This is a genomic window from Kocuria sp. CH-021 (assembly GCF_049716185.1).
In the GTDB taxonomy this organism is placed as follows: Bacteria; Actinomycetota; Actinomycetes; order Actinomycetales; family Micrococcaceae; genus Kocuria; species Kocuria cellulosilytica.
Genome location: NZ_JBNAFK010000001.1, coordinates 41,372 through 55,938, shown reverse-complemented (window position 1 = coordinate 55,938; position 14,567 = coordinate 41,372). Strand labels below are relative to the sequence as shown.

Genomic DNA, 14,567 nt, shown 5'->3' with positions numbered 1-14,567 from the left:
CTTTTCAGTGTTTGAGCACGTCAGTCAGCATTTCCCGACAATGCGGCCTTCCGGTCGAGACATTTCTGACTCGAAATCGACAGGAATTGCTGTCCCCGAGAATTCGGGTTTGACGCCCTGCTCGATCGAGCTTCGACAGTGGTGTTCCTCAGGCGCTGGCTTTCTCGGGCGGACCACCGGCATCAGGTGACGAGCCAGGCCAGCAATGGCGGGACGAGCACGCACCCGAGGGCCATGGCCACGACGACTGATCCCAGCACCAGCTGCTCCCGGCGTGCCGCGGCGGCACCGGAAAGCTCCAGCGACGGACGGGGGCCGAACTCCCAGTCGAGGGCCTCCTGCTCCCACCGGGTGCCGGCCAGCTCGTCGGCTCCGCTCAGCAGGCGCAGACGCTCGGAGGTGTCACCGTGATCGCGTGCGCCGAGCGGGGGCAGCGCCCAGGTGTGCCGCAAGCCCTGCAGGAGTGAGAGCACCGCCTCCAGCGGTCTGTTCTCGAGGTAGCTGCGCTGGGTCCAGGCCACCTTCGCCCGCTCGAGCGGAAGGCCGAGCGCCGCCTCGGCCCCGTCCCTGCGGACGACGAAGACTACCCGGTGCGCTCGCCGGCGGGACGGCCCGGGCGGGTCCTCCGGTGCCGTGATCTGCCGGACGTGCAACCAGTGGAAAGCCGCCACGACGCGGGGGCGCGCGCCGCGGCCCAGGAACAGGACGCCGTTGCGCTCGACCACCACGGTGACGAGCCGCGGCAGGCCGGCGTGGCGAACACCGGCGAAGAGGTCCGGGCGCAGCGACCGCAGGGCGCGCAGGAACGGCGCGTCCCGCCGCCCCTGCAGCACGGTGTACCTGCTGAGTCCCTCGGCGGCGCGGAAGAAGGCCTGCGCCCGGGAGTCGAGCAGGGCGGCCAGGGCAGCACCGGCGACGGCTCCCATCAGGCCGGCGAGCACGATGAGCCGGCCCGAGAGTTCCAGGGAGACCGCCCGAGCCGACCACCAGAAGACCACGATGGCAACGATCGCCAGCGCCGTCGACAGCTGAGTCCGGTGCTCGCGCGCCCATAGAGTCCACCCCCTGTGGGACAGGTGGTTCTGCTCGGCCTCGCCGGCGGTCCGGGGCCGCCCCGGACGCCCGGAGACGACGAAGGACGTCCGCGCCGCGTCCGCCCGCCCCGCAGTGGCCGGGGGCTGCCGCCGGGCGGCGTCCCCGGTCGGTCCCCAGGAGGTGTACGCGCTGCTCAGCTCCGGCAGCCGGTCCCGGAGCTTCGAGAGCTCGGTCCGCAGGCGGTCGCCGTCGAGATCGGTGGGCGAGATCCCGTAGGCGTCCAGCCGCCCGCGCGCCGCCAGGGCCACCAGCCGGTCGGGATCTGGCCGGGACCGCAGGAGGTGCCGGGCGAAGGGGGTGGTCATGAAGTGGCAGGCGTCGAGGGCGTCCGCGTAGGCGTCCATGCCGGAGTAGCCCATGGACGCGGTGATGTGGGCGGAGGTCCTGCTGAGCTGCACGGTGGCGAGGGATGCCGCGACGTCGAGCAGCAGGAACACGCTCGCCGCTCCGTACTCCGCGAAGCCCGTCTCCGCGAGGCTGTCGTGCGGGGGCAGTCCCAGGGCCTCCTGGAGGTCGCGCACGGACCGGTCGAACATCGTGGTGCCGTGGGCGATCCGGATCTCCCGGAAGACCAGCGTGTCCAGCAGCCTGGCTCGGATCTGTGGGACCGGCGTGCTCGGTCGGTAGCGGGAGGCGGGGAACGCCGCGGCGTAGCGCGGGCCGAGAAAGGCCGCGAGGCCACCGTGGGCTCCCCCGCCCGGCCTGGTGATCATGCTGTCCGGGCGGGCGAGCTCCCGCTCGATCTCCCGCAGCGTCCGGAGGTCGAGCTCCCCGAGGAACGCGAGGGCGTGCTCCAGCTGCTGAGCACCCTCCGCCCCGTCCCGCGCGTCGGCGCGGGCCACGCCCCTCAGCCGTTCCAGCACCGTGGCGCGCTCTGCCGGCTCATCACCGTCCATGGGGGTCCCTGCTCCTCGGCGCACCGGGCCGGACGCCCGGCGACAACGTGTTTCCAGACGCAAACTACACGGGTTGCCGCCGTCCGGAGATCACCAGGACGTGAGCACCGACAGCGCCGTCCGCAGGCCGTGCTCCGTCCGCACCGCACGACCCACCCGCTCGGCAGTGGAACGGCACCCCAGGGCCTCGTCGATCGCCGCGGTGAGCCGATCGACCGTCAGCTTCTTCTGCGGGATCGGAGCCGCCGCGAGCCCGAGCGCGTGGAGCTGCCGGCCCCAGAACGGCTGGTCGGCGAGGAACGGCACCACCACGTGCGGGACGCCGGCGCGGGCCACGGTGTGCACGGTCCCGGCTCCGCCGTGGTGGACGGCGAGCGCCGCACCGGGCAGCACCGCGTCGAGCGGCAGGGACGGCACGGCCAGCACGTCGTCGCCCCGGAGGTCGTCCGGCAGGGCGAGCCCGCCCCATCCGGTGAGCAGGAGAGTGCGCAGCCCGTGGGTCCGGGCGCTCTCCACCACGGCCCTCCCCCGGGCCTGCGGGTCCCCGGAGGCCATGGAACCGAACGTCGCCACCAGGTACGACCCGCCCCGGAAGAACTCGAGCACGTCCGGATCGAGAACCGGCACCGGGCCGTCGGAGTGCCAGGACCCGGTGAGGTGCACCGAGGCCGGCCAGTCGGCCGGGCGCGGCAGCAGCTGCGGACTGATCGGCAGCAGGGTTGCGGCCGCGGCGGACACGGAGGCCGGCACGCCACCGGGCAGCTGGGCGCACGCCCGTTCGATGTCGCGGCGGAACATTCGTTCGGCACCGCGAGCCACCGCATAGGTCGCGCGGTTGAACCGGCCGAGGTCCCGGTTCAGCACGCCGGGCGCCGGGAACTGCCGGGTGGGCGTGAGCACGGGCACGGCCTCCACCACCACGTGCGGAACGCCCAGGGCGTCCGCCGCCGCCGGCGCCGTGAGCACCTTGGCGTGGCGGACCACGACGTCCGGCTCGAAGGCGAGGGTCTCCCGCACCGCGGCGGCCAGCATCCGGCGCATGCCGGGGCCCACCTCGGTGCGGAAGTGCCGCACGGCCGTCCACGGCGAGATCCCGTGCGTCTGGACCAGCCGGTGGAAGTCCACCTCGAGACCGACGGTGTCGAGGCCGGCCAGGTCCACCCCCGAGTTCTCGGGCACGCCCAGCCGGACCTCGTGCCCGCGCTCGGTGGCGAAACGTGCCAGGGCGGCGAACGGCTCCACGTCCCCGCGGGTGCCGGAGGTCAGCAGCATCATCCTCATGGAGTCAGTGTGCTCCTGAAGCGTCCGGCCCGCAGGCAGCTCAGGAGGACGGCGCGGTGCAGCCCTCCTCGGGGCCCCAGCGCAGCCAGCCGGGCAGGTCGGCCGTGAAGGCGTCCCGCACGGCGGAAGTGTTGGTGGTGGTCCAGTCCACGGGTCCGTCGATCTCCACCTCGTGCTTGTCCCACTCGAACCAGCTGAGCATCTTCAGCTGCGGGAAGTCTTCCGGAATCGACTCGTCGAAGACCTGGCCCCACCACGCCTGCTTGATCGCCAGCTCGTCGGCGCCGCCCTCGGCCGGGTTGTACAGGGCGGCGGTCTCCGGGACGGCCACGGGCTTTCCCCGCCGCTGCCCGTACTCGGCGTAGAAGTCGGCCACAGCGCGGTCGTCGCCTCCCGCCCCGGCGTAGGTGCCCGTGAGCTGCTGCAGGAACTTGCCGTCCTCCGGCAGCTCGTTCTCGCCCCACGGGTGGGCGGAGCCCCAGTGGTACAGGGACATGCCCACCCAGTCCACGGCGTCGTCGCCCGGGTAGTACGGGGCGTAGGCGTCATCGGCCATGGTCAGCTCCCCGTTGCCGTCGGTGTCGAGGGCGGCGAAGTCGGCGGTGCCGGGCTCGGCCTCGTACCGCCCGCCGGCGAAGGGATAGCCGCCCCCGTAGTTGGGCGCCCACATCATCGCCGAGCCAGGTGCCTGCTCGTGCACCGCGTCCGCCACCTGCCGATAGGCCTCCACGTAGGCGGTCGGCTGCTGACCCCACGCGTACCAGGAGCCGTTCATCTCGTGGGCGAAGCGCACGATGACCGGCACCCCGGAGTCGTTGATCGCCGCGAGGTCGTTCACCAGCGCCTGCACAGCGGCGTCGTCGATCTCCTCGAGCCCGCCCTCGGGTTCGAGGGTCAGCAGCATCATCCGGCCATCGGCCCGAACCTGGTCGGCCCCCATGCGCAGGTAGCCGGCCCCCTGCTCGTCGTAGGGGAAGCCGGTGAAGGAGACGGACACGGCCGGCTTGTGCCCCAGCCGCTCGGCGTAGTCGGCCAGCGAGCGGTCCTCCCAGTCCAGGTTCACCCCGTAGAGGGCACCGGTCTCGGGCTCCAGCTGGGACCGGTCCAGAACGGTGCACTCCGGAGGCGCGGCAACTTGAGTCTCCTCCGCCGACTCGGAGGAAATCTGCGCCGCGAGGGTGCCCCCGCCCAGGGCGAGGGTGGCGACGAACACGACGGCGACGAGCGAGGATTCCTTCACTGCGTCAGCTTAAGAAGAGGTCGATAGAAATACATGGAAATGAGCGTCCGGCGGCGCGGTCCATGACGGACGACGACGACGCCCCGCCCGCCGCGCCGGCCGGTCAGCCCGGCCGGCTCAGGGCCCGTCGTCGAGATCGGGGCGGTCGTCGGTCTCGCCGGCCTGGCGCCGGCGGTAGGCGGTCATGTTGGTGCGGTTGGCGCAGCGCTGGCTGCAGAAGCGCTTGGACCGGTTGCGGGAGAGATCCAGGAGCACCCCGTCGCAGTCCTCGGCCCCGCACTCGCGCAACCGGTCCGTCTCGTCGGCACGGATCACGTCCACGAGCGCGAACGCCGTCTCCAGGCGCAGGCGGGCGGCCAGGGGGGCGTGCGAGGGCGAGGCGTGCAGGTGCCAGTCCTTGCCGTCGTGCCGGGCGAGGTGGGGGGCGAGCTCGGTGGTGTCGAGCACGGCGTTGACCGCGTCCACCATGGCGTCCCGGTCCAGGGCCCAGACCCGCCGCAGCTCGCCGCGCACCTCGCGCACCTCGGCCAGCTCCTGCTCGTCGCGGTCGAAGCGCCCCGACCAGCCGTGCTCCTCCAGGAGGACCCGCAGCTGCTCGGTGGTCACCAGCTCGTCCTCCCCGGAGCGCGACGCTCCCGGCGCGGTGTTCATCAGCGCCACATCGGACTCGAGCACGTCTTCAGTGTCATAGGCAAAATGCACTTGACTACTTATCCTCTCCACGACTAGCGTGAGTGTCATCAACAGTTTAGACCCTTACGCGACGATGGTCGCGAGAAGGAGTTCCTCATGGTCGGCGGACTCTACCTCCTGGCGCTGCTCTTCGTGTTCGCCACCGTGGGTCGGCAGTCCGTCCCGCGGCGGGAGCGCACGGCCCTGCGCAGCTGGACGCTCCGGGACGTGTACTACAACGTGCGGCGCGGACTGATGGTGCTCGGCGAGCACGGGCCGTCCTACCCCGCCCTGGACAGCGCGGAACGGCCGGCGGCGCAGCGCACCCGCTGAGCGACACCGGATCGGCCGGAGGCCCCGGCAGTTCTCGGCTCCGGGCGGCTCGAGGTCCCCGCGTCATGACGGGGTCGGCAGATCAGGGCGGGGCCCCCGGTCAGAGCGCGACCTTCTCGAACAGGGCGGCCGTGCCCATCCCGCCGGCGGAGCTGATCATCGCCAGCAGCAGGCTCCCCGGCGGCAGCGCCCGCGACCGGGCGAGCAGGCGCACCATGGACACCGCTCCGGAGGCGCCGTAGGCGTGGCCCAGGGCCAGGGCGCCGCCCTCGGCGTTGAGCACCTGCTCGTCGAGGCCGAGCAGGTCGGTGCAGGCCAGGACCTGCCCGGCGAAGGCCTCGTTGAACTCGACCGCCGCCAGCGCCTCCACGGGCACGCCCTGCTCCGTCAGCAGCTGCCGGGCGGCCACGGCGGCCCCGAGGCCCAGGCGCGCCGGGTCCACCCCGACCGTGGCCGCGCCGCGAAAGGCCAGTCCGGCCGGAACACCCAGGCCCTGCGCCGTGGCGGGGTCGGTGACAAGGACGGCGGCCGCGCCGTCGGCGTCGCCGCAGGAGTTGCCGGCCGTGACCGTCCCGCCGGCCTCGAACGCGGCCGGGAAGCGCGCCAGCAGCCGGGCGGTCAGCGCCGGCCGCGGGCCGTTGTCGGCTCGCACCTCCCCACGCGGTCCGGCCACCGGCACGAGCTCGTCCTCGAACGCTTCCGCCTCCGCGGCGGCCAGCGCCCGCCGGTGGCTGCGCAGCGCGTAGGCGTCCTGGCGCTCCCGGCCGATCCCGTGCTCGCGGGCGACGGTCTCGGCGGCCGCACCCATGTCCGGGTCGCCCAGGTGCTCCGGGGCGAACTGGGCGCGGCGGTAGAACTCGACTCCCCCGTCCTGGCGTCGTCGTCCGCGCAGCGGTGCGGTGCTGATGCTCTCCGCCCCGCCGGCGAGGAAGGCCCGGCCGGCCCCGGCCTGGGCGAGTCGGCAGGCCAGCACCACGGCGTCCAGGCCCGAGCCGCACTGCCGATCCACCGTGAGGCCCGGCACGGACAGCGGCAGACCGGCCTCCAGCGCCGCGAGCCGGGCGGGATTGCCCCCGGCGCCCACGGCGTTGCCGACCACCACGTCCGCCAGGTGCTCGGGATCCAGCCCGGAGTCCACCAGCAGGGACCGGAGCACCGGGGCCAGGAGCCGGTGGACGGGCACGCCGTCGAGCAGGGTCCCGGCACGGGCCAGGGGCGTGCGCCGGCCCAGCACCAGCACGGGGGCATCAGCCGAGGGGACGGGCACGGGGGTCTCCTTCGAGAATCCAGTCGCGGAGCAGCGAGCGGCTGAGCTTGCCGGCCGCGGTGAGGGGCAGCTCCTGCAGCTCCAGGTACTGCTGCGGGCGCTTGGCCGGCGCCAGGCGCCCCTCCAGCCCGGCGCGGAGCCGGAGCCGGTCCGGTCCGCCGTGGCGAGTGGGGAGGATCCCGGCCACGATCCGCTGACCGCGGGCGCCGTCGGGAAGCCCCACGACGACGACGCCGGCCACTCCCGGCACCACGGCCAGGGCCTCTTCCACCTCGTGCGGATAGACGTTGTGCCCGCCGCTGTTGATCATCTCCGCGGCCCTGCCCAGCACGTGCAGCCGGCCGTCGCGCAGGACGCCCCGGTCCCGCACGGTGGCCATGCCGCCGAGCCGGCCGAAGGCCCGGCCGTCGTCGCCCCAGAGGTAGCCGTCGCAGACCAGCTCCGAGCGGACGGCGACGGTCCCGGCCGTCCCCTCCGGCAGCGGGGCGCCGTCGTCGTCGAGGACGGCGAGCTCCACCCCCGGGAACGCGGTGCCCACGGCGGTGCCGGCGTCGCTGGCAGCCTCGGGGACGGCCTCGCCCGCCGGGTGGCAGCGGGCAGCGACGAAGCCGAGCTCCGCGGCGCCGTAGTACTCCCATATCATGGCGCGCGGCGCCCAGCGGCGGGCCGCCGCCAGCGTGCCGGGGTCCAGCTTCTGCCCGGCGCACACGATCGTGCTCACCCCGCTCGCGTCGGCACCGCCGGCCGGGCCGCGCTCGGCGAGGACCCGCAGCATCGTGGGCACGAGCACCAGACGGGTGACGCCGTGCCCGCTGATCGCGGCGCGGGCGGCCGCCACGTCGAAGCGCGGCAGGGTGACGAACGTGGCTCCGGCGTGCAGGCACTCCGACAGGGCGTAGAGGTTCAGGCTCGCCGAGAGCGGGCCGGGGGCCAGCACCCGGTCCTGCGGTGCCAGGCCGAAGTGCTCGGCGGACGCCGCGAAGGAGCGCTGCCAGGAGGCGCGGCTGCGGCGGAAGCCCTTGGGCAGGGCCGTGGTGCCGGAGGTCAGGCCGATGAGGAACGCCGAGGCGGGGTCGCCGTCGCGCAGCCGCGCCGAGGCCGAGTGCTCGGGGAGCCGGTCCGCGCAGCGCTCCTGCACCGGCGCGGCCACCTCCTCCGGCCAGGACGGGTCGAGGACGGCGCACTCGCGCTCCTCGGCCACGCCCGCGGCCCACCGGACGGCGAAGTCGGTGCCGTTGCCCTGCCGCAGGACAACCGTGGCCTCGCCGGAGGCCGCCAGGGCCGAGGCCTGGGCCCGCAGCTCGCTCCAGCTCAGCCGCTCAGTTCCACAGACGACGGCGGGCTCGTCCGGGCGCTCGTCGGCCCAGCGGTTCAGGCGGTCCAGGAAGGGCATGTCCTCGTCCTCGTCGGTGGTCCCACGGTCCGGGTGCGGCGCTGGGCGGTGAGCAGGGTGTCGAGATCGCCGCAGCGGACGGCGCTCCCCCGGCGGTCAGCGACCGGCGGTCGGCACCCCGCCGAGGAGGCGGCGGTAGCTGCGGTGGACGTTGATCGCGGCCAGGGTCGCCACGACCGCCTTGAGGAGGTCCCCGGGAACGAACACGAGCGAGCCCAGGGCGGAGGTGGCCAGCGGCAGCCCGGTGACCACGGCCGTCCACGGCACGCCGAAGGCGTAGATGACCACGATGCCGCCGAGGACCACGCTGAGCAGCACGGCGGCGAAGCGGGCCGTGCGGCCGGTGCGCCGGATCGCCCAGTACTTGACCAGCAGGCCGACGACCAGGGCCGCGGGGATCCAGCCGACCAGGTAGCCGCCGGTCGGGCCGAGGAACACCCCGAGCCCGCCCCGGCCCCCGGCCAGCAGCGGCAGTCCGGCCAGCACGAGGGCGTGCAGGACGACGACGGAGAGCATGCCGCGCACCGGCCCGAGCAGCGCGCCGGCGAGCATCACCCCGAGGGTCTGCAGGGTGATGGGCACCGGGACGATCCCGACCGTGATCGGCGGCACGAGGCCCAGCGCGGCGATGAGGGCTGCGAACACCGCCACGAGCACCGTGTTCTGGGTGCTCTGGGAGGTGTCCGCGGTCCGGGAGGTCGTGGTGGTCGGGGTCCTGGTGGTCATGAGGTCCTTCGGGTCGGGGCCGGGCCGGTGGGCCCGGCCGCTGGGAGGCAGCGAATGCGGAGAGTTCGGACGGAGCAGGGAGCGGACGAGGCGGGACCGGACGCGGTGGAAACGGACCGGGCGAAAACGGACGGAACAGGTCAGTCGGGCGCGGCCGCGCCGCGACGCGGGGGCGGCGCGGCGTCGTAGCAGCGGGCGTCGAGGGCGGCGGCGATCTGCTGGGCCGACTCCAGGGTGCGCACCAGCAGCGGCACCAGCACGGCGAGCGGGCTGTTGTGCAGGCCGCGGGCGAACTGCGCCTCGCGGACCTCGAGGTACTGGCCGCGGATCTGCGGGATGAACCGGATCGTCATCGACAGGGCCAGGCTCATCTGGGCCGGGTTCAGCCCGAGGTGCCGGGTCGGGGCCAGCAGCCGCTCGAACAGGGAGAGCATCTCGCCGAACGTCGTGGACAGGCTCACGGCCCAGGCGAACAGGCACAGGCTCAGCAGCCGCAGGGCCGCCACGGACGCGGCCTCCCAGCTCGTGCTGACCCCCAGGGTGACGAAGACGATCCCGACGATGAGCGCCAGCCCCGCCAGCATCCGGGCCAGGCGGGCGAGCGGGGTGCGGGTCAGCACCGCGGCGGCCACGGCCAGGGCGAAGACCGCGACCAGGACGCCCAGGTCCGTCACGGCGTAGATGCCGAGGCTGGCCGCGAACAGGAACGCGAACTTCCACCCGGCCGGGATCCGGGTCAGCGGCCCGGTGCGCTGCGGACCGGTCACCGGTCGCTGATCCCGCAGTAGAACTCCACGGCCGGCTCCGGGGCGCCGTCGAAGGCGATCCGGCCCTCGTGCACCACCAGGACCCGCTGGTAGTTCTCGATCAGGTCCAGGTCGTGGGTGACCACGACCGCGCGCTGGTCGAGGCCGTCGATGGTGGTCTGCAGCCGGCGCCGGTTGCGCCGGTCGAGCATGGTGGTCGGTTCGTCGAAGACGATTGTGGACGGCTCCATGACCAGCACCGAGGCCAGGGCCACCAGCTGCTTCTCGCCCCCGGACAGGGCGTGGGACTCCCGCTCGCGCAGGTGGCCGATGCCCAGCCGCTCCAGGACTCCGTCGACCCGTGCGGTGAGCTCGACCCCGCGCAGGCCCAGGTTCTTCGCCCCGAAGGCGAGGTCCTCGTCGACCAGGGGCATCACGATCTGGTTCTCCGGATTCTGGAACACGAAGCCGACCTGGCGCCGGATGAGTTTGGCGTCCTTCGCGGTGGACAGCCCGTCCACGTGGACCGTGCCGCGGGTGGGCAGCAGCAGGCCGTTGAGCAGGCGAACCAGGGTGGACTTGCCCGAGCCGTTGAGCCCGATCACCGCGATCCGGTGCTCGTCCAGGGACAGGTCCACGTCCGTCAGGACGTCGTGGCCCTCCCGGGTGACGGTGACCCCGCTCAGCCGGATGCCCGAGCGCTGCGTGCCCGGCGCCGACGGTGCGGCAGGCTCGCCCCGGCGCGGACGGTTGCGGAGCGGGTGCTTGATCGACACCGTGGACGCCTTCCTCTCCTCGTCGTGCGCGCTCGCCCGCGGACGTCGCCGTGTCCCGGTGCCACTCGGAGGCACAGCCCACCGGCCCGGGACGTCCCGGATCCGAGGGGCACGGGGCCGATGGGGCTCAGTCCCGGGGTCCCGGCTCGAAGTACAGGTCGGCGTGCAGGGCGCACCCGGGGTTGAACCGTGCCGCGCACCGCGGGCACTCGTCCGCCGCCAGGTAGGCGCGGACGGAGAGCTCGTGTCCGCACACCCCGCAGAGCACGGCCTCGGCGTCGTGGTCCTCGGCCGGCCACTGCGCCGCCGGGTGACCGGCGGTCTCCTCGTGGCACAAGTGACAAGGATAGTACTCCCGGCAGCACCAGAACTTGATCGCGATCACGTCCAGCGGCGTCCGGTAGTGCACACACCGCGTCTGCTCGTCCACCGGACGTCCCAGGATCCGTCGCATCGCTGCTCCTCTCGCGGGGTCCGCGCCCGGCTCCTCCCTCGGGCGCCCGGCCGGAGGTTCTCGTCCGACAGCGACCACTGTACGGAGCAAGGACCGCACGGAGCAGGGACCGCACTCATCGGGCACTGAACGGAGCAGGGCCCACTCGGAGCGGGAACCGCACGGAGCGGGAACAGCACGGAGCGGGAACAGCACGGAGCAGCAGATGTACGGCCCGGAACCGCCGCACGGGTGGGGCCGGAGCTCAGCCGAGCAGGATCACGTCGAGCGTCCGGGGCCCGTGCACGCCCTCCACGCGCTCGAGCTCGATGTCCGAGGTCGCGGAGGGCCCGGAGATCATCGTGACCGGGGCCGTGGGCTCCACCCGGGCCAGGGCCTCGGGGATCAGCTCGACCACCGTGTCCAGCGGCACCACGCAGATGTGGTGGTCGGGGACCAGGCTGATCGCCCGGCGGCCCTCGTCGGGACGGCCGGTAAGGAAGATCGTGCCGGTCTCGGCGCAGGAGACGGTCGATGAGGTCACCACGGCGTCCACGGCATTGAGCTCCCGCACCCCCAGCGCGGACGCGGCCCGGGCGTCGCCGGGGTCCGCCAGCGCCCGGCGGGCGGCGGTGTCCTCGGGCAGCCAGGACAGGTCGAGGCCGGCGGGGACCACGTAGCGGGCCGAGGCGCCCAGCAGCTCGGCGATCCTGCCCGGCAGGGACTCGGGCGTCTCGTGGTGCACGGCGGCCCGGTAGTCGACCAGCCGGTCCTCGAGCATCTCGACGACCTCCTCGCGCGGACGCTCCGAGGCCCAGCGATAGCGGCGCTCCGCGGGCGCGGGCGCCGGGGTGTCGTGCAGGGCCCCGCGGATCCGGTTCAGGATCTCGGTCTTCGCGTCAGTCATCGCTCTCCCCCGTCGTGCTGCGTGTTCTCCCGGGCCGCGTCCTGCGGGCCGCGGGCGGTCCCGGCCGGGGCGCCGTCGGACGTGGTGCCGGCTGTGGCGCCGTCGGACGTGGTGCCGGCCGTCGCACCGGCGGCGCCGGACGGGGTGCCGCCGGAGACGGCGCCGCCGTCGGCGGCCACCCGCTGCGCGGTCTCGCCGGCGTGCTGGGCCCACCAGTTGCGGAAGGACTCCTTGGGCGGGGCGGGGATGTCGCGCTCGTCGGTCCATCCCCCGGCGGTCCCGGGCAGCCAGCTGATCGCCCGGTCCCTGCCGGCGACGGCCCGGCCCAGCGGCAGGGCCTTCTCGGCGAGCGCCATGCGCCGGCCGGAGGACATCACGAAAGAGGCCCCCTTCATCATGAGGTCCATCTCGGACGGGGCCTGCGGCAGGCGCCGGGTCCGGGCCGGTGCCGCGGCGGCGCCGTCGTCGGAGCGCTCGCCGTGCCGGGTGCGCACGTCCTCGTCGCGCAGGTGCACGAGGATCTCGGGGATGTTGATCTTCACCGGGCAGACGTCGTAGCAGGCCCCGCACAGCGAGGAGGCGTAGGGCAGGGACGCGTTCTCCTCGGAGGTGATGCCGGTCAGCTGCGGGGAGAGGATCGCCCCGATCGGCCCCGGGTAGGTGGAGCCGTAGGCGTGACCGCCGGCCTGCTCGTAGACGGGGCAGACGTTCAGGCACGCCGAACAGCGGATGCAGTGCAGCGCGGAGCGCCCGGCGGGGTCGTCGAGCACCGCGGTGCGGCCGTTGTCCAGCAGCACCACGTGCACGTTCTGCGGCCCGTCCCCCGGGGTCACGCCCGTCCACATCGAGGTGTAGGGGTTCATCCGCTCCCCGGTGGAGGAGCGCGGGAGCAGCTGCAGGAACACCTCCAGGTCCTGGAACGTGGGCACGATCTTCTCGATGCCCATCACCGTGATCAGGGTCTCGGGCAGGGTCAGGCACATCCGGCCGTTGCCCTCGGACTCCACCACGGTCAGCGTCCCGGTGGAGGCCACCCCGAAGTTCGCCCCGGAGACCGCCACGGAGGTGGAGAGGAACTTCTCCCGCAGGTGCGTGCGGGCGGCCTCGGCGAGGTCCCGCGGCTCGGACGTGAGCGTCTCGTCGGTCTCGGCCATCTCGGCGAGGAAGATGTCGCGGATCTCGTGCCGGTTCTTGTGGATCGCCGGGACCAGGATGTGGGAGGGCTTGTCGTGGCCCAGCTGCACGATCAGCTCGGCCAGGTCCGTCTCCGTGGCGGTGATCCCGTGCTCCTCGAGGTGGGCCTCGAGGCCGATCTCCTGGGTCGCCATGGACTTGATCTTGATGACGTCGGTGGACCCGGTGGCCTGCACCAGCTCGGTGACGATCCGGTTGGCCTCCTCCGCGTCGCGCGCCCAGTGCACCGTGCCGCCGCGGGCGGTGACGTTGCGCTCGAACTCCTCGAGCAGCTCCGGCAGGTTCGCCATGACCTGCTCCTTGATCGCGGAGCCGGCCGAGCGCAGCTCCTCCCAGTCGGGCAGCTCTCCCGCCACCGCGGCGCGCTTGCCGCGGATCGTGTGGGTGGCGTGGCGGATGTTGGCGCGCATCTGCGTGTTGCCCAGCTCGGCCTTCGCCGCGGCGGGGAACGCGGTCCGCGCGTGCAGGTTCCCCTGCCCGTGGACGGGGCGGACGGCGGGCATGCCCAGGGCCGTGCGGCTCATCGAGCACCTCCGGTGGTGTGGGGGGCCGACGGCGACGCCGATCGGCGCGCCCCCGGGCCCGGAATGGACAGCTCGACCGGCCCGGAGACCTCGAGCGGGTTTCCCCGGGTGGACGCGAGGATCTCGGCGAAGTGGACGGTGCCCGCGCCCGTGCCCCGGCGGTTCATGGCCCCGCCCAGGTGCATCAGGCAGGAGGCGTCCCCCCCGGTGCACAGCTCGGCGCCGGTCGAGACGATATTGCCGATCTTCTCCTCGGCCATCGCCGCGGAGACGTCGGGGTTCTTGAAGGAGAAGGTCCCCCCGAATCCGCAGCACTCCTCGGCGTCGGGCAGCTCGACGAAGTCGATGTCGCCGACCGAGGCCACCAGGTCCTTCTGCCGGTCCCCCAGGCGCAGCAGCCGCATCCCGTGGCAGGACGGGTGGTAGGTCACCCGGTGCGGGAACCAGGAGCCGAGCTGCGCGGCCGCGTCCGTCACGCCGAGCACGTCGGTCAGCAGCTGCGAGAGCTCGTAGGTGGTCGCGGCGACGGCCGCGGCGTCCCGGGCGAGGTCCTCGTCGCCGCCGGCGCGGGCGATCATCGGCTGCTGGTGGCCCAAGGAGGCCACACAGGAGCCGGAGGGGGCCACGGCCACGTCGTAGTCCGCGGCGGAGAAGGCCTTGACGTGGTTGCGCACCACGGGCAGGGCGTCGTCGAAGTAGCCGCTGTTGACGTGCATCTGGGAGCAGCAGCCCTGGCCCGGCGGGAACACCACCTCGTGGCCGAGCCGCTCGAGCACCCGCACCGTGGCCAGGGCGACCCGCGGGTACATCGCGTCCACGATGCACGTGGCGAACAGGGCGATTCTCATGGGACCTCCGGAACGAGGAGCGGAAGGGACGACGACGGGGGCGCCGCGTGTGGTCTGACCATGCTAGACCAGTGAGACGAGCGCCACAACGAGCCGGCGGCCGGCCGGTTTTCCCGGGGCCGAAGGGGTTGGGGTTGTGACGTGGGTCATGTACTCTTTGTGGTCAGACCATTGTGGTCCGACCATAGCTTCATCCGGTGACCGGACCTGCACCGCACACCCGTCCTCTTCCCCCG

Annotated in this window: 14 protein-coding genes; 1 reads left to right on the top strand and 13 read right to left on the bottom strand. The window is 73.4% G+C overall.

Going from position 1 to position 14,567, the window contains the following annotated elements; genetic code table 11:
- Positions 1-182 precede the first annotated feature (182 nt).
- The 4 genes from ACPYN7_RS00255 to ACPYN7_RS00240 all read right to left on the bottom strand — a co-directional run bounded on the left by ACPYN7_RS00255 (position 183) and on the right by ACPYN7_RS00240 (position 5,187).
- Positions 183-1,991: a hypothetical protein gene (locus ACPYN7_RS00255; protein ID WP_424346344.1), complete on the bottom strand. Its 1,809-nt coding sequence runs from the start codon at positions 1,989-1,991 to the stop codon at positions 183-185.
- 90 nt (positions 1,992-2,081) lie between these two features.
- Positions 2,082-3,272, bottom strand: a complete 1,191-nt coding sequence (locus tag ACPYN7_RS00250) for a glycosyltransferase (RefSeq protein ID WP_424346343.1) — start codon at positions 3,270-3,272, stop codon at positions 2,082-2,084.
- Between the two features lie 40 nt (positions 3,273-3,312).
- Positions 3,313-4,512: a glycoside hydrolase family 26 protein gene (locus ACPYN7_RS00245; RefSeq protein ID WP_424346342.1), complete on the bottom strand. Its 1,200-nt coding sequence runs from the start codon at positions 4,510-4,512 to the stop codon at positions 3,313-3,315.
- A 117-nt stretch (positions 4,513-4,629) separates the two neighbouring features.
- Positions 4,630-5,187, bottom strand: coding sequence for a CGNR zinc finger domain-containing protein (locus tag ACPYN7_RS00240; protein ID WP_424346341.1), 558 nt, complete (start codon positions 5,185-5,187; stop codon positions 4,630-4,632).
- 114 nt (positions 5,188-5,301) lie between these two features.
- On the opposite strand from ACPYN7_RS00240, the gene ACPYN7_RS00235 reads away from it, so the two are divergent.
- Positions 5,302-5,517, top strand: coding sequence for a hypothetical protein (locus ACPYN7_RS00235; RefSeq protein ID WP_424346340.1), 216 nt, complete (start codon positions 5,302-5,304; stop codon positions 5,515-5,517).
- 100 nt (positions 5,518-5,617) lie between these two features.
- On the opposite strand, the gene ACPYN7_RS00230 is transcribed toward ACPYN7_RS00235, so the two are convergent.
- From ACPYN7_RS00230 to ACPYN7_RS00190, 9 genes are all read right to left on the bottom strand, one after another.
- Positions 5,618-6,784, bottom strand: coding sequence for a thiolase family protein (locus ACPYN7_RS00230; RefSeq protein ID WP_424346339.1), 1,167 nt, complete (start codon positions 6,782-6,784; stop codon positions 5,618-5,620).
- Complete coding sequence (locus tag ACPYN7_RS00225; RefSeq protein WP_424346338.1) at positions 6,765-8,177, bottom strand: class I adenylate-forming enzyme family protein; 1,413 nt, start codon at positions 8,175-8,177, stop codon at positions 6,765-6,767. Before ACPYN7_RS00225 ends, ACPYN7_RS00230 begins: the two co-directional genes overlap by 20 nt.
- 96 nt (positions 8,178-8,273) lie before the next feature.
- Entirely contained in the window at positions 8,274-8,903 is a 630-nt protein-coding gene (locus ACPYN7_RS00220) for a biotin transporter BioY (protein ID WP_424346337.1), read from the bottom strand.
- 140 nt (positions 8,904-9,043) lie between these two features.
- A complete protein-coding gene (locus tag ACPYN7_RS00215) occupies positions 9,044-9,670 on the bottom strand; it encodes an energy-coupling factor transporter transmembrane component T family protein (protein ID WP_424346336.1) in 627 nt (208 codons plus the stop codon).
- The gene (locus ACPYN7_RS00210) at positions 9,667-10,425 is read right to left on the bottom strand and encodes an energy-coupling factor ABC transporter ATP-binding protein (RefSeq protein WP_424346335.1); all 759 of its coding nucleotides are present in this window, start codon (positions 10,423-10,425) and stop codon (positions 9,667-9,669) included. Before ACPYN7_RS00210 ends, ACPYN7_RS00215 begins: the two co-directional genes overlap by 4 nt.
- 127 nt (positions 10,426-10,552) lie before the next feature.
- Entirely contained in the window at positions 10,553-10,879 is a 327-nt protein-coding gene (locus tag ACPYN7_RS00205) for a CHY zinc finger protein (RefSeq protein WP_424346334.1), read from the bottom strand.
- A 244-nt stretch (positions 10,880-11,123) separates the two neighbouring features.
- Positions 11,124-11,765, bottom strand: a complete 642-nt coding sequence (locus ACPYN7_RS00200; RefSeq protein ID WP_424346333.1) for a LutC/YkgG family protein — start codon at positions 11,763-11,765, stop codon at positions 11,124-11,126.
- Positions 11,762-13,483 (bottom strand): LutB/LldF family L-lactate oxidation iron-sulfur protein, encoded by a 1,722-nt coding sequence (locus tag ACPYN7_RS00195; RefSeq protein ID WP_424346332.1) that lies wholly within the window; start codon positions 13,481-13,483, stop codon positions 11,762-11,764. Before ACPYN7_RS00195 ends, ACPYN7_RS00200 begins: the two co-directional genes overlap by 4 nt.
- Positions 13,480-14,331 carry a (Fe-S)-binding protein gene (locus tag ACPYN7_RS00190; RefSeq protein WP_424346331.1) on the bottom strand — a complete coding sequence of 284 codons (852 nt, stop codon included), beginning with the start codon at positions 14,329-14,331 and terminating at the stop codon, positions 13,480-13,482. Before ACPYN7_RS00190 ends, ACPYN7_RS00195 begins: the two co-directional genes overlap by 4 nt.
- Positions 14,332-14,567: the final 236 nt, after the last annotated feature.

Excerpts from the sequence above, each read along its gene's own strand:
- ACPYN7_RS00255 (WP_424346344.1), bottom strand. The coding sequence starts at position 1,991 with ATGGACGGTGATGAGCCGGCAGAGCGCGCCACGGTGCTGGAACGGCTG.
- ACPYN7_RS00250 (WP_424346343.1), bottom strand. The coding sequence starts at position 3,272 with ATGAGGATGATGCTGCTGACCTCCGGCACCCGCGGGGACGTGGAGCCG.
- ACPYN7_RS00235 (WP_424346340.1), top strand. The coding sequence starts at position 5,302 with ATGGTCGGCGGACTCTACCTCCTGGCGCTGCTCTTCGTGTTCGCCACC.
- ACPYN7_RS00225 (WP_424346338.1), bottom strand. The coding sequence starts at position 8,177 with ATGCCCTTCCTGGACCGCCTGAACCGCTGGGCCGACGAGCGCCCGGAC.
- ACPYN7_RS00220 (WP_424346337.1), bottom strand. The coding sequence starts at position 8,903 with ATGACCACCAGGACCCCGACCACCACGACCTCCCGGACCGCGGACACC.
- ACPYN7_RS00205 (WP_424346334.1), bottom strand. The coding sequence starts at position 10,879 with ATGCGACGGATCCTGGGACGTCCGGTGGACGAGCAGACGCGGTGTGTG.
- ACPYN7_RS00200 (WP_424346333.1), bottom strand. The coding sequence starts at position 11,765 with ATGACTGACGCGAAGACCGAGATCCTGAACCGGATCCGCGGGGCCCTG.
- ACPYN7_RS00195 (WP_424346332.1), bottom strand. The coding sequence starts at position 13,483 with ATGAGCCGCACGGCCCTGGGCATGCCCGCCGTCCGCCCCGTCCACGGG.
- ACPYN7_RS00190 (WP_424346331.1), bottom strand. The coding sequence starts at position 14,331 with ATGAGAATCGCCCTGTTCGCCACGTGCATCGTGGACGCGATGTACCCG.